General features: G+C 63.1%; 12 protein-coding genes. 5 read left to right on the top strand and 7 right to left on the bottom strand.

Annotated elements, in window-relative coordinates; genetic code table 11:
* Positions 1-42: 42 nt before the first annotated feature.
* From AC1DY9_RS17025 to AC1DY9_RS17005, 5 genes are all read right to left on the bottom strand, one after another.
* Positions 43-396, bottom strand: coding sequence for an FKBP-type peptidyl-prolyl cis-trans isomerase (locus AC1DY9_RS17025; RefSeq protein WP_477667118.1), 354 nt, complete (start codon positions 394-396; stop codon positions 43-45).
* Between the two features lie 147 nt (positions 397-543).
* Positions 544-1,290, bottom strand: coding sequence for a nitroreductase (locus tag AC1DY9_RS17020; RefSeq protein WP_477667117.1), 747 nt, complete (start codon positions 1,288-1,290; stop codon positions 544-546).
* The gene (locus AC1DY9_RS17015; protein WP_457278838.1) at positions 1,287-1,730 is read right to left on the bottom strand and encodes an acyl-CoA thioesterase; all 444 of its coding nucleotides are present in this window, start codon (positions 1,728-1,730) and stop codon (positions 1,287-1,289) included. The genes AC1DY9_RS17020 and AC1DY9_RS17015 overlap by 4 nt, the downstream gene beginning before the upstream one ends.
* Entirely contained in the window at positions 1,702-2,718 is a 1,017-nt protein-coding gene (locus AC1DY9_RS17010; RefSeq protein WP_477667116.1) for an NAD(P)H-binding protein, read from the bottom strand. The genes AC1DY9_RS17015 and AC1DY9_RS17010 overlap by 29 nt, the downstream gene beginning before the upstream one ends.
* A 68-nt stretch (positions 2,719-2,786) precedes the next feature.
* Positions 2,787-3,734, bottom strand: a complete 948-nt coding sequence (locus AC1DY9_RS17005; protein WP_457278840.1) for a histone deacetylase family protein — start codon at positions 3,732-3,734, stop codon at positions 2,787-2,789.
* A 271-nt stretch (positions 3,735-4,005) separates the two neighbouring features.
* Here AC1DY9_RS17005 and AC1DY9_RS17000 point away from each other — a divergent pair, with 271 nt between their 5' ends.
* On the top strand, positions 4,006-4,551 hold the full coding sequence (locus AC1DY9_RS17000; protein ID WP_457279775.1) for a phasin family protein: 546 nt from the start codon (positions 4,006-4,008) through the stop codon (positions 4,549-4,551).
* Positions 4,552-4,791: 240 nt separating this feature from the next.
* Here the strand turns inward: AC1DY9_RS17000 and AC1DY9_RS16995 are convergent, their stop codons facing one another.
* Positions 4,792-5,685 (bottom strand): patatin-like phospholipase family protein, encoded by an 894-nt coding sequence (locus AC1DY9_RS16995; protein WP_457279776.1) that lies wholly within the window; start codon positions 5,683-5,685, stop codon positions 4,792-4,794.
* Between the two features lie 120 nt (positions 5,686-5,805).
* Here AC1DY9_RS16995 and AC1DY9_RS16990 point away from each other — a divergent pair, with 120 nt between their 5' ends.
* Together AC1DY9_RS16990 and AC1DY9_RS16985 are read left to right on the top strand one after the other, a co-directional pair.
* The gene (locus AC1DY9_RS16990) at positions 5,806-6,849 is read left to right on the top strand and encodes an extracellular solute-binding protein (protein ID WP_457278841.1); all 1,044 of its coding nucleotides are present in this window, start codon (positions 5,806-5,808) and stop codon (positions 6,847-6,849) included.
* 143 nt (positions 6,850-6,992) lie between these two features.
* Complete coding sequence (locus AC1DY9_RS16985; RefSeq protein WP_457278842.1) at positions 6,993-7,760, top strand: 3-hydroxyacyl-CoA dehydrogenase; 768 nt, start codon at positions 6,993-6,995, stop codon at positions 7,758-7,760.
* A 2-nt stretch (positions 7,761-7,762) separates the two neighbouring features.
* On the opposite strand, the gene AC1DY9_RS16980 is transcribed toward AC1DY9_RS16985, so the two are convergent.
* Positions 7,763-8,695 (bottom strand): LysR family transcriptional regulator, encoded by a 933-nt coding sequence (locus AC1DY9_RS16980; RefSeq protein WP_477667115.1) that lies wholly within the window; start codon positions 8,693-8,695, stop codon positions 7,763-7,765.
* Between the two features lie 111 nt (positions 8,696-8,806).
* Between AC1DY9_RS16980 and AC1DY9_RS16975 the strand changes: the two genes are divergently transcribed.
* A complete protein-coding gene (locus AC1DY9_RS16975; protein WP_477667114.1) occupies positions 8,807-10,675 on the top strand; it encodes a gamma-glutamyltransferase family protein in 1,869 nt (622 codons plus the stop codon).
* Between the two features lie 237 nt (positions 10,676-10,912).
* Positions 10,913-12,895, top strand: coding sequence for a DNA primase (gene dnaG / locus AC1DY9_RS16970; RefSeq protein ID WP_477667113.1), 1,983 nt, complete (start codon positions 10,913-10,915; stop codon positions 12,893-12,895).
* The last annotated feature ends 131 nt before the right edge of the window (positions 12,896-13,026 follow it).

Below are 13,026 nucleotides of genomic sequence, written 5' to 3'. Positions count from 1 at the left end.
GGCGCCAATGCCGCACCGGGGCCTTCTTCAACTCGCGCCAGCTCAGGTACCGAGAAAATCCACTTCAAACAGCAAGGTGGCGTTCGGTGGAATCACACCGCCGGCGCCGCGCGCACCATAGCCCAGCTCCGCCGGAATGACGAGGCGGCGCGTACCACCCACCGACATGCCTTGCACGCCTTCATCCCAGCCGCGGATCACTTGCCCCGCGCCAAGGGAAAATTCGAAAGGCTGGCCGCGGTCCTTGCTGGAGTCGAACTTGGCGCCCGGGACGCCGTTGTTATAGAGCCAGCCGGTGTAGTGAACCTTGACATGTTGCCCCGCCTTGGCGATGGCACCGGTGCCCAGCACGGTGTCTTCGTATTGCAGGCCGGAAGGTGTGGTGGTGAGATTCATGATGCGGTCCTTCTAAAACAGGTGAAACAAAAAAACAGAGCCCAAACAGGCAAAAAGAAATCGCGTCTTTTCGCGAATCCCTGACTTTACCCGCAACACCTAAACCAGCCGGCGCGTGCGGGGATGCAGTAGCGCCGCTTCTGGCTTCTAGTCGAGCCAGGTGGTGAATTCCGAAGCCGGGACCCGCGGTGTACGGAAGGTGTTGACGCGCGCCGTTTCATCGGCATAACCCAGCGCCATGCCGCACACCAGCATTTCGCCCTCACCCGCGCCGATGTGCGGGAGGATGATCCGGGAAAAACCGTTCCAGGCTGCTTGCGGGCAGGTGTGCAAACCCAGGCCACGCGCGGCCACCATGAGGTTTTGCATGAACATGCCGTAGTCGACCAGCGAGCCCCGACCCATCACGCGGTCCAGCGTGAACATCAGGCCCACGGGTGCATCGAACAGCTGGAAGTTGCGGTGATGCTGTGCATGCATCTTGTCCTTGTCACCCTTGGTGATGCCCAGCAGGCCGTAGAGGCCCCATCCGTTTTCGCGGCGGCGGTCGATGTAGGGCGACACCCATTTTTCAGGGTAGTAGTCGTATTCTTCTTTGTATTCGGCGGCCAGTGCGGGGTTGGCGTACAGCGCGTCGTGAGCCTGGCAAACCTTGTCCACCAACGCGTCCCGGCTGGCACCTTGCAGCACATAGGCCTTCCAGGGCTGGGTGTTGGTTCCCGAAGGCGCGCGGCTGGCAACTTCCAGCAGATGGGCGATGGTCTCGCGTGGCACCGGCCGGGGCAAAAACTGGCGTATTGACTGGCGGCTGACGATGGCTTCGTCCACCGCATTGCGTGCGTCGCCTGCGCGGCGCGGGGTGATATAGGGAAGCACGGGCGGTGCCTGGGTCATCGGAGGGTCTCCAGTACAGAAAGCAGTTCGGGGGGCAGCGACGCAGGCCTGCGCGTGGCGCGGTCGACATACACATGGATGAAATGGCCCCGGGCAGCGCACAGCGCACCCTCATCGCCGGGGAACAGGGCCACTTCGTAGCGCACGCTGGACGAGCCGACGTGTGCCACACGGATGCCTGCGACCACCGGATCCGGAAAGGCCAGCGGCGCGAAGTAATTGCATTGGGTTTCGATCACCAGGCCGATCACGCTGCCGGCGTGGATGTCGATGGCGCCGCGCTCAATCAGGAGGCCGTTGACGGCGGTATCGAACCAGCTGTAATAGACGACGTTGTTGACGTGACCGTAAACATCGTTGTCGGACCAGCGGGTGCCGATGTCGCGAAAGGCTTTATAGGCGCTGCGGGCTTCAGCCTGCGGGCGTGTCGGGGAGGTCATGAGAACCTATTTTGCCAGCGTGCACCTGGCCAGGCTCAAGGCGGGCTTCTGGATGGACGGCCGGGCTAACGGCGGGTCTGATCGGAAGTGGCTCGCGCCCCAGCAATTCCGGCAAGCGATTGGGTGAAGGCATATTGTCCCGCTGCAGCAAAATCCAGTGCCCATACGAGAAAGGCGAAAAGTGCAGGACGTCGCACACATGCGCGCCCAGGCGTGCCGCCCAGTTGGGCGTTGGAATCTGCAGCGCAGGGGTGGCCGTATAGTCGGCGCGAAGTTCACGCAGGTACTCCGCGTAACCGTAACGGCGAATTCCGCCGAGTTCAACCTCGCGGTGGCCCGCCAGGGAAGAAAGAGCCGCAAGCGCAGCAAATGCTTTCCCAAGATCGGTGGCAGCCATCGCCGCAATACCGCCGCGCGCACCGCGCGGAATAAATTGCACCGGCGAGCGCGACAAGCCGCGCAGCCAGCGGGCGCCAAAGCCGCCCTCGCCGTCGAGCAAGGAAGGCCGCACGATGGCGTAGTCGCTGCCCGACGCCGCGATGGCGTGCTCACCCAGCAGCTTGCTCGACAAAAACCGGCTTTTGGCGCCTGCGTGCAAGCCCAGGGCCGAGGTATGAATCAGTCGAATGCCGGCGCCGGCGCAAGCGACGGCCAGCGCCGCCGGTGCGCGGTGATGCACATGGTCATACGACTCATTCGGCCGCTGGCGCAGGATGCCCACGCAATTGACGACCACATCCACATCCTTCAGCAGGGTTGTCCACGCATCGGGCTGCAACAGCTGCTCAAAGCGCACAGGGCGCAAGACAGCAAAAGGATAGGCCTCTTCGTGGCGCGAAGGATGGCGGCTGCCGATCGCCACCTGCACGCCCGAGGCATGCAAGGCCGCCACGGCATGTCGGCCGATGAAACCGGTGCCTCCCAGCACCAACACACGAAGGGCACGGTCAGCGATATTTTTCTGGGCTTCCGCGGGATCAGTCGGCATATTTGATGACGATGGCTTGTTCTAATTTTTGGGGCGCCAGGATGGCCAAGGCAATGTAGCAGCAATCGCTACGGATTCCATCGCTTCCAGTATTCAAGCGCCACCCGGTAGGTGTTCATCTGCACCTGCACGGTTTCGTCGATGTTGATTCCATAGCCACCCGCCATGGAAAACGCGAGCGGGATGCGGCGCTGCCAGGCCCAGTCGAAGACGCGCCGGTCGCGCGCCTCCAGACCGTCAAAACTCAGGGCCAGCCGCCCCAGCCGGTCGCCCACGTACGGATCGGCGCCCGCCAGGAACAGCACCAGCCCCGGCTCAAAGCGCCGCTCCAGTTCGTCAAGCGCGTGCTCCAGCGCCTGCAGATAGGCTGCATCGCCGCAGCCGTCCGGCAAGTCCACATCGAGGTCGCTGGCTTCTTTTCGAAACGGGAAATTCTTTTGCCCATGCAACGACAGCGTGAACACGCTGGTGTCCGCGGCAAAGATGCTGGCAGTGCCGTTACCCTGGTGCACATCCAGATCGACGATGGCGACCTGCAGCGGTTTGCGCTCGTGGCGGTGCAGCCGCGCCCACTCTGCCTGCATGAGCCTGGCGGCCACCGCCGCATCGTTGAAAACGCAGAAGCCGCCGCCTTTGTGCGCATACGAGTGATGCGTGCCTCCGGCCAGGTTGGCTGCAACGCCTTCGCCCTGTTTGCCTCCAGGCCCCATCGCCATGCGGGCCGCTGCAACGGTGGCGCCGGCAGAGCGGCGCGCGCGCTCGGCCATGCCCAGGCTCCAGGGAAAGCCGATCTCGCGCTGGGCAGGCGCCGGCAAGGTTCCGTGGGTGATGGCGTCTATATAAGCGGGCGTGTGAACAAGGGCGAGCTCACCATCGGTGGCGGCCGGTGCCTGTGCCATTCGAACGGCCGACAGTTCGTTGACCAGGCGGTCGCGCAACAGCCGGTACTTGGCCATGGGAAAACGGTGCCCAAGCGGCAGCGGCAATACGAAGTTGTCGGCGTAAAAAGCTTGCAAGATGAGATGCGAGGAAGGGTTTCAACGATTGTGGCCTGAAGGGGCAACAACCGTCATGTAGTACCGAGCGCGGGAAAGCATGGACTTTTGGATACTTTTGCACTCTGTTTTCGGAGTACAAATAGGGCTCGACATCTAAAATGGTGCAGTGCAACAAAAACCGCTTGCAATGCCTCGGCCAATGCCTATACTTGGGGTCATGTTGCAGTGCAGCAATTCAGCGCAAAGCAACTATTGACCCGACGACTCATTAACTTATATCTGGAGATTAATTATGCTGACCGCTGAACAAATCATGGCCTCCCACAAAGCCAACATCGAAACCCTGTTTGGTCTGACCCACAAAGCCTTCGAAGGCGTTGAAAAACTGGTCGAACTGAACGTGCAAGCCACCAAGGCTGCCCTTGCTGAAACCGCCAACCACGCACAAGCCGTGATGGGCGTGAAAGACGCGCAAGAACTGATGGCCCTGCAAGCCGGCCTGGTCCAGCCCCTGGCTGAAAAGACCGCCGCTTACAGCCGTCACCTGTATGACATCGCTTCGGCTGCTGGTGCTGAACTGGGCAAGACCCTGGAAGGCCAAACCGCTGATGCACAGAAGAAGTTTGTCGGCCTGGTCGACAACGCTGCCAAAAACGCGCCAGCCGGTTCCGAAACCGCCGTTGCCGTGATGAAGAGCGCTGTTGCTGCCGCGAACAACGCATTCGAATCCATGCAAAAGGCTGTCAAGCAAGCCAGCGAAATGGCTGAAGCCAACTTCAACACCGTGGCTGCGTCCGCAGTGAGCGCCACGAAAACCGCTTCCAAGAAGCGTTAATTGTTATTCATTGTTCCCGCACCTTCTGCGGGAACGACCGGAGCCTGATCCCGGAACCTTGCGTAACAGCACGATTCCAGACCGCTTGTCTCCTCGGATCCATTCGAAATTCATTTTCACGGATCCAGTTAAGCCCAATCGCAAGATTGGGCTTTTTTTTGCCTGGCGTATCCAGATTTAGGCCATTTAAGCGTTCTACCCAATAGGGACGAGCGCAAGCAGCTATCAAAAGAATAGCAACTACCTGGCCACCGCCACACCCGCCGCGGCCAGTTTGGCCTTCAGCTGGGGCAGCGCGGCCAGCATGGCGGCACGGCCTGAGTCGATGGCGCGCTGCCGTGCAGAGAAGTCGGCGCTTTTCAGGCCCGTAAGCGACGGACGGACCACAATGTCAGCATCCTTGAGCTCGTACTGGTTGATGCTTTTGCCCATGATGGCAAAGGTCTGCAGCAGGATTTGCAACGTGTCGCCGGCAAGGTTGGCTTCGGGCGGGCTGGAGATGTCGACGGCAATCACGACGTCGGCGCCCATCTGCCTGGCAAAGCGCACAGGCACCGGTGAGACCAGGCCGCCGTCGACATACTCGCGGCCGTTGATCTTGACGGGCACGAACACGGCCGGCACTGCACTGGATGCGCGCACTGCTGTGCCGGTATCGCCGCGCTGGAACAACACGGCCTGACCGCTGTTGAGGTCGGTGGCGACGATGCCCAGCGGAATGACCATGTTCTCCATCAGCCGGTTGGCCACCAGGTCGTTGACATAGCGGGCCAACGCGTCACCGCGGAACATGCCGCGGCCGATGATCGGCAGCATCCAGTCGGTGATGGCAACTTCCTCCATGTTCAGCGCGGTCTGCTGCAGCTGCGCGCTGGTCTTGCCGCTGGCATACAGCGCCGCCACCAGGCTGCCGGCCGACGTGCCGACCACCAGCTGCGGCTTGAGCCCGGCCTCCTCCAGCACGGCGATCACGCCCACGTGGGCAAAGCCGCGTGCGGCGCCCCCGCCCAGCGCCAGGCCGATGCGCGGCGGCTTTCTGGCGGCCTCTACCGGCAGTGGTGCCACGGGTGCGCCCGGACCGGGCGGCGCTGTAGTGCAGCCGGCAAACAGCGATAAACCCGCAGCCAGGCAGATGCCCGCCAGCCAGTCTGGCCCTAGCGAAGGCTTGCGCAACGTAGGGGGACTACCAAGAATGATTCTTATTTGCTTTATCATGGCCGGGCTTTAAAAATACCAGTAAGGAAGTGGAAAGTTATGTACAAAAAAGTGGTTCTCTCGTCGCTGATGCTGCTGGCAGGCTTGGCTTCGGCGCAGGAACAGGTGGTCAACTTGTATTCTGCCCGCCATTACCAGACCGACGAAAAGCTCTACAGCGACTTCACTAAAGCCACCGGGATCAAGGTCAACCGCGTGGACGCGGATGACGCCGGCATTTTGGCGCGCCTGAAGGCCGAAGGCACGGCCTCTCCTGCCGACGTGATTTTGCTGGTCGATGCCGCGCGCCTGCACAAGGGCGATATAGACGGTCTCTTCAAGCCCATCAAATCGACCGCCCTCGAAGCTGCCATCCCGGCCAAGCTGCGCGCCAAGGAAACTGCCGAAGGCACGACCTGGTTCGGCTTTTCGACGCGCGCCCGCGTTGTGGTGTTTGACAAGCTCAAGGTCAAAAAAGCCGACGTGGATACCTATGAGGAGCTGGCTGACCCGAAGAACAAGGGCCTGCTGTGCACCCGTTCGGGCGCGCACCCCTACAACCTGTCGCTCTTCGGCGCGGTGACCGAGCATCTGGGCGAAGCCAAGGCCGAGCAATGGCTCAAGGGCCTGGTGGCGAACATGGCGCGTGACCCCAAGGGCGGCGACAGCGACCAGATCAAGGCCGTGGCCAGCGGCGAATGCGGCATTGCTCTGACCAACACCTACTACCTGGCGCGCATCATGCGTTCCAACGCGCCTGAAGACAAAGTCGTGGCCGACCGCGTGGGCGTGGTCTTCCCCAACCAGGACAGCTGGGGCACGCACGTGAATATCGCCGGCGCTGCCGTTGCCAAAAATGCCAAGAACACGGCCAATGCCGTCAAGTTCATGGAATACCTGGCGAGCCCGAGCGCGCAGGAGTATTTTGCCAACGGCAACAACGAGTGGGCCGCCGTACCGGGGCTGGGCGTGAGCAATCCCGCGCTCAAGGCCATGACACCGTCGGGCAATGGCAGCTTCAAGTCTGAAACCATCCCGATCAGCGCCGTGGGCAACAACCAGCTCAAGGTGCAGCAGATGCTGGACCGTGTCGGCTACAAATAAGCCAGCGCCCCACTTTGCGAAAAGCCCGGCCGCCGAAAGGCGCCGGGCTTTTTTCATGCGCCATAATTGACGTTTACGTTAACGTCACCCAAAACGTTCACGCAAGCTCTTCAAAATCTCTCCATCTTCATCAAGGAACCACCATGGAAATCGCAGGCAAAGTATTTATCGTCACCGGCGGCGCATCGGGCCTGGGTGAAGGCACGGCACGCATGCTGGTGGCCAACGGCGCCAAAGTCGTCATCGCCGACATGCAGGCAGATAAAGGCGAGGCCATCGCCAAAGAGTTGGGCGAAGGCAAAGCCACTTTCGTCAAATGCGACGTGAGCCAGGAAGCCGACGGCCAGGCCGTGGTGGCCAAGGCGGTTGCCATGGGCAAACTGATGGGCCTGGTGAACTGCGCCGGCATTGCGCCCGCCGAAAAAACCGTGGGCAAGAACGGCGCGCACAGCCTGGGCGCCTTCAGCAAAACCATCACCGTCAACCTCGTGGGCAGCTTCAACATGATCCGCCTGGCGGCCGACGCCATGTGCAAGAACGACCCGGAAGCCACCGGCGAACGCGGTGTGCTGATCTCTACCGCCTCTGTGGCAGCCTACGACGGCCAGATCGGCCAGGCGGCCTACAGCGCCTCCAAGGGCGGCATTGTCGGCATGACCTTGCCGATCGCCCGCGACCTGGCACGCAACGGCATCCGCAACATGACGATTGCGCCCGGCATTTTCGGCACGCCCATGCTCTTTGGCATGCCGCAGGAAGTGCAGGACTCGCTGGCCGCGGGCGTGCCCTTCCCCTCGCGCTTGGGCACACCGCAAGACTATGCGCGCCTGGCCAAACACATCATCGAAAACGACATGCTCAATGGTGAAGTGATTCGCCTGGACGGCGCGATTCGCCTCGCACCACGTTGAGCCTAGGCCGCAGGCGGGTGCAGCGCTGCCAGCCGTTCGGTCAGCAGCGCTGAAAGCCGTTCAATCACCTCGTTGACGCGGGCCGGCACATAGCGCCGGCTGGGCACCACCGCATAAAGCGGCGCCGGCTCACCCAGGTGACCCGCAAAGAGGCGCACCAGCTTGCCGCTGGCCAAAGAGGCCATGAGGTCGATCTCGGACTGGTAGACGATGCCCCGCCCCTCCAGCGCCCACTGCAGCGCAATGGATGCGTCGTTACAGGCCAGCGGCCCAGCCACGCGCACCTGAAAAGGCGCGCTGGCCTCTCCCTGCAATTCGAACTGCCACTGATCCTGCCGGCGCTCGCGCACATGGCAAACCAGGCAGTCGTGCTGCACAAGCTCGCATGGCTCCAGCGGCGTGCCGCGGCGCGCCAGATAGTCCGGGGCCGCACAAGCCACGCGCCGGGCCGGCGCCAGCAGGCGCGCCGAATGGGTCGAATCCATCAGCGGCCCGTTGCGCAGGGCGATGTCGATGCCCTCGCGCACCAGGTCCACACGCGCATCGCTGATCTGCAGGTCGATTTCAATACCCGGGTGAGTGTTGGCAAATTCGGCCAGCCAGTAGGCCAGCATCTCGCGGGCCAGCATGGCTGTGGCGGTGATGCGGATGCTGCCCGTCAAGCCGAAGGTGCCGGCACGGACTTTGGCCTGGCCTTCGGACACCAGCTCGAGCGCGCGGCGGGCATGGTCGACCATGACAGCACCCTCGGCCGTGGGCCGCACGGCGCGTGTGGTTCGCTCAAACAGACGTACACCCAGCGAGTTTTCCAGCCGCTTGATCGCCGCACTGACGGCCGCTGTAGACAGCCGGCAGCGCTTGCCCGCTGCTGTAAGGCTGCCAGTTTCCGCCGTAGCCAGCAGCACGCGCAAGGCATCGAGATTGTCAAATTCCATGGAAGAGTGATTTCTCTGAAACGCCATTGTGAGGCGCGGGGCCGCTCGATATATTCAACAGCGCAGGCACAGGGTCCTGCCACAAGCTACAACTACATTCAAGGATATCGCATGAGACACGCCTTCCCGGCGCTGGCAGCCACCGCGCTGCTTGCCGCCTGCGCCAGCAGCCCCACCGCATTTAACTACCAGGTCCCCGCCGATGAAGTCGCGCGCGGCACCAAATACATGCAGCCCGAAGGCTCTTCGGGCTTCACCCCCAAGCCAGGCTGGGCCACCAAGACCTTCGCCGTGGCCGCCGCCAACCCGCTGGCCACCGATGCGGGTTACCAGGTACTCAAAGCCGGTGGTTCGGCCATCGACGCTGCAATTGCAGTGCAAATGGTGCTCACGCTGGTAGAGCCGCAGTCCAGCGGCATAGGCGGCGGCGCCTTCCTGCTGCACGCCAATGGCGGCAAGGTCGAGGCCTTTGACGGCCGCGAAACCGCGCCCGCTGCGGCGGACGAAAAACTGTTTATCGGCGCCGACGGCAAACCGATGCCGTTTTACGACGGCGTGGTTGGCGGGCGTTCCGTCGGTACGCCCGGCACGGTGCGCATGCTGGAGATGGCCCACAAGCAATACGGCCGCCTGCCCTGGGCCCAGCTCTTCGTGCCCGCCATCCAGCTCGCCGAAGGCGGCTTCAAGGTCAGCCCGCGGCTCAACACCTTGCTCAAGGGTGAAGTGCACCTGAAGAAGGATGTCACCGCCGCAGCCTATTTCTATAAAGCCGACGGTACCCCCGTCGATGTGGGTTCTGTCTTGCGCAACCCGGCGCTGGCCGACGTGCTGCGGCAAATCGCGGCGAGAGGTTCCAACGCGCTGCTCGAAGGCAAGGTCGCGCAAGCCATCGTCACCAAAGTGCAGGGCCACGCCACCAATCCCGGCAAGCTGACCCTGGGCGACCTGGCCGGCTACCAGCCCAAAAAACGCGACCCGATCTGCTCGGACTACAGCGCGGCCGGCAAGGCCTACCGCCTCTGCGGCATGCCGCCGCCCAGCTCGGGCGCGATTGCAGTCGGCCAAATCCTCGGCATCCTGAACAACACGCCGGCCGCCACGCTGGGCCTGGTCGCCGGCACCGGCGGTGTTCCCGGCTCGGTGTCGCCCACGCCTTCGGCCGACTGGCTGCACCTCTACACCGAGGCCTCGCGCCTGGCCTTTGCCGACCGTGCGCAATACCTGGGTGACCCTGACTTTGTGCAGCCGCCGGGCGGCAACTGGATGAGCCTGCTGGCCCCCGCTTATCTCAGTGAGCGCGCCAGGCTGATTCAGTCCACAGGCCCGAGCATGAAAACCGCAAAACCTGGCGTGCCGGGCGCCGTCACAACCGCCTACGCGCCCATGCCCGACCAGCCCGAGTACGGTACCTCGCACATCAGCATCATCGATGGCTACGGCAATGCCATCGCCATGACCACGACGATTGAAGACCAATTCGGCTCGCGCCTGATGACCGACGGCGGCACCGGAAAAGCTGGCGGCTTTTTGCTGAACAACGAACTGACCGACTTCAGCTTCGCCCCGACAGACGCCGAAGGCAAGCCCGTGGCCAACCGCGTGCAAGCCGGCAAACGCCCGCGCTCGTCGATGGCCCCCACGCTGGTGTTCGACAAAACCTCGGGGCAGCTCGTCATGAGCGGCGGCAGCCCCGGCGGCGCACTCATCATCCATTTCACCGCCAAAACCCTCTACGCCACACTGAACTGGGGCCTCAACGCCCAGCAGGCGATTGACCTGCCCAACTTCGCCTCGCTCAACGGCCCGAGCATCCTGGAAGAAAAACGTTTCTCGCCGGCCACCGTCGAGGCGCTGCGAAGCCGCGGCGCCGAGGTACGCGAACAAACCATGACCAGCGGCCTGCAAGCCATTCAGAGAACACCCGACGGATTCTTCGGCGGCGCCGATCCGCGACGGGAAGGCCTGGTGCTGGGCGACTGATCTCGGCACACCCCCGTCCAGGCTCACTGCGTATAGCCCCTTGCAGGGGGCGGCGCCTGCGGCCCGGCAAAGCCGCTTCCGCGGCTGCCCGCTTGTGAAATGCCCCACTGCTTGTGCCACTGACTCTTCAAGCCAGCATGAGCCGCGGGACTGGCTTTGCCAGACCGCAGGCGGGCGGCCCCCTCGGGGGGCAGGGAGCTACACGCAGTGAGCGACCGTGGGGGCGATAATTGCTTTATGGCCATCCCCCAATCGTTCATCCAGGAGCTGCTCGCGCGCGCCGACGTGGTGGACATAGTGGGCCGCTACGTGCAGCTCAAAAAGGGCGGCGCCAACTTCATGGGCCTGTGTCCCTTTCACGGCGAAAAGTCCCCTTCCTTCAGTGTCAGCCCTTCCAAGCAGTTCTATCACTGCTTCGGCTGCGGCAAAAACGGCAACGCCATCAGCTTTCTGATGGACCACGGCGGCATGACCTTTGTCGAAGCCGTCAAGGACCTTGCCCAGCAATACGGCCTGCAGGTGCCTGAAGACGATGTCTCGCCGCAAGACCGGGCCCGGGCCGCCCAGATGCGAGAGCAGCAGGCCACGCTTACCAGCGTGCTGGAAAAGGCCGGCGTCGCCTACATCAAGGCCCTGCGCAACTCCGAGCGCGCCATCGACTACTTCAAGGGCCGCGGTGTCTCGGGCGAAGTCGCCAGGACCTTCGGCTTGGGCTACGCACCTGAAGGCTGGCGCAGCCTGGCCAGTGTCTTTCCCGATTACAACGACCCGCTGCTGGTCGAAAGCGGCTTGGTCATCACAGGCGAGCCCGGCGAGGAAAACCAGGCAGGCGAAGCCAAGCGCTATGACCGCTTTCGCGACCGGGTCATGTTCCCCATCCGCAACGTCAAGGGTGAATGTATAGGCTTCGGCGGCCGCGTGCTCAGCGACGAAAAGCCCAAATACCTCAATTCGCCGGAAACCCCTGTGTTCAGCAAGGGCCGGGAGCTTTATGGCCTGTTCGAGGCCCGCACCGCCCTGCGCGAACACGGCTATGCCCTCGTCACAGAAGGCTATATGGACGTGGTGGCCCTGGCCCAGCTGGGGTTTGCCAATGCGGTGGCAACCCTGGGCACCGCCTGCACGGCTGATCACGTGCAAAAGCTGTTCCGCTTCACCGACTCAGTCGTCTTCAGCTTTGACGGCGACAGCGCCGGCCGCCGCGCCGCCCGCAAAGCGCTGGACGCCGCCCTGCCCTTTGCCACCGACGTGCGCACCGTCAAGTTCCTGTTCCTGCCGGCCGAGCACGACCCCGACAGCTACATCCGCGAGCACGGCCAGGAAGGCTTCGCGGCCTATGTCAGCAAGGCCGTGCCGCTCAGCCGCTTTCTGCTGGAAGCCGCCGCCGAGGGCTGTGACCTTGACACCGCCGAGGGCCGCGCCCATATGGCCAGCAATGCCCGCCCGCTGTGGAACCTGATGCCTGATGGCGCATTGAAACGCCAGCTGTTGGCCGAAATTGCCGACAGGGTACTGATTGACAGCCGCGAACTGACGCAGCTTTGGCAACCTGCGACCTCCAAGGGTAGCTATAAAAATAATAGCAGCTTGCGCACGTCCAATAAGGGTCAGAAGCCGGAATCATCCTCAACATCAGGCGCTTCCCAGGACATGTCTGGCCCTGCGGACTATCTGCCGGATTTTCGCGAGGAGCCCGATTACACCTCGTCCGAGCCCTCTGGCGGCTATTTCCCGGCATCGTCAACGACGGGACGCAGCTTCGGCGCCCGGGCTCCACGCCGCGTGGCTGGCCGTATCTTGCCGGCCAGCCGTGAAGACCGTGTGCTCAGGTTGCTGCTGACCGAGGCCCAGACCTGGGACCGGCTCACCACTGAAGAGCATCATTTGCTGGTCGAGTTGCCTGAGCCCCACGGCCCGCTTTTCATCTGGCTGGAGAGCCAGTTGCATGAGCATGGGCCCCAGCCGTGGGCCGCCTTGCGTGAAGGGCTGCGCGGCCACCCCCACGAAAGACATGCCACAGCGCAAATCGCACAGATTCCTGAAGGCATCGAAAGTGACTGGGATGAGGTTCGGAGCATCCTGGACCAGCTCCTGCGCCTGCACCGCCAGCGCGAGATGAGCGAGTTGGCCGCCCGGGCCGCCACCGACCCGGCCGCCCGGCAGCGCTATCTGGAGCTGGCCGCCAGCCTCAAAACCGCCGCCACCGACCCGGCCCGCTGAGCGGGCCCGGCCTCCGGGAAAATCCCTGTTTCTGGGTCATATAAATCGCCCAAAAAACAGGCAACAGGGTATAATCCGATTTTCGACGGCAAGCGCGACAGCAGCACCTCCGGCCCGGCCACCCTGAAACT

Source organism: Polaromonas sp. P1_F6, assembly GCF_056405695.1.
The sequence above is the reverse complement of the archived record's forward strand: the minus strand, read 5'-3'. Positions and strand labels throughout refer to the sequence as shown.

What these genes read in the sequence shown, in the direction of transcription:
- AC1DY9_RS16990 (WP_457278841.1), top strand. Translation starts at nt 5,806, where the DNA reads ATGTACAAAAAAGTGGTTCTCTCGTCGCTGATGCTGCTGGCAGGCTTG.
- AC1DY9_RS16985 (WP_457278842.1), top strand. Translation starts at nt 6,993, where the DNA reads ATGGAAATCGCAGGCAAAGTATTTATCGTCACCGGCGGCGCATCGGGC.
- AC1DY9_RS17020 (WP_477667117.1), bottom strand. Translation starts at nt 1,290, where the DNA reads ATGACCCAGGCACCGCCCGTGCTTCCCTATATCACCCCGCGCCGCGCA.
- AC1DY9_RS16975 (WP_477667114.1), top strand. Translation starts at nt 8,807, where the DNA reads ATGAGACACGCCTTCCCGGCGCTGGCAGCCACCGCGCTGCTTGCCGCC.
- AC1DY9_RS16980 (WP_477667115.1), bottom strand. Translation starts at nt 8,695, where the DNA reads ATGGAATTTGACAATCTCGATGCCTTGCGCGTGCTGCTGGCTACGGCG.
- AC1DY9_RS17010 (WP_477667116.1), bottom strand. Translation starts at nt 2,718, where the DNA reads ATGCCGACTGATCCCGCGGAAGCCCAGAAAAATATCGCTGACCGTGCC.
- dnaG (WP_477667113.1), top strand. Translation starts at nt 10,913, where the DNA reads ATGGCCATCCCCCAATCGTTCATCCAGGAGCTGCTCGCGCGCGCCGAC.
- AC1DY9_RS17025 (WP_477667118.1), bottom strand. Translation starts at nt 396, where the DNA reads ATGAATCTCACCACCACACCTTCCGGCCTGCAATACGAAGACACCGTG.
- AC1DY9_RS17015 (WP_457278838.1), bottom strand. Translation starts at nt 1,730, where the DNA reads ATGACCTCCCCGACACGCCCGCAGGCTGAAGCCCGCAGCGCCTATAAA.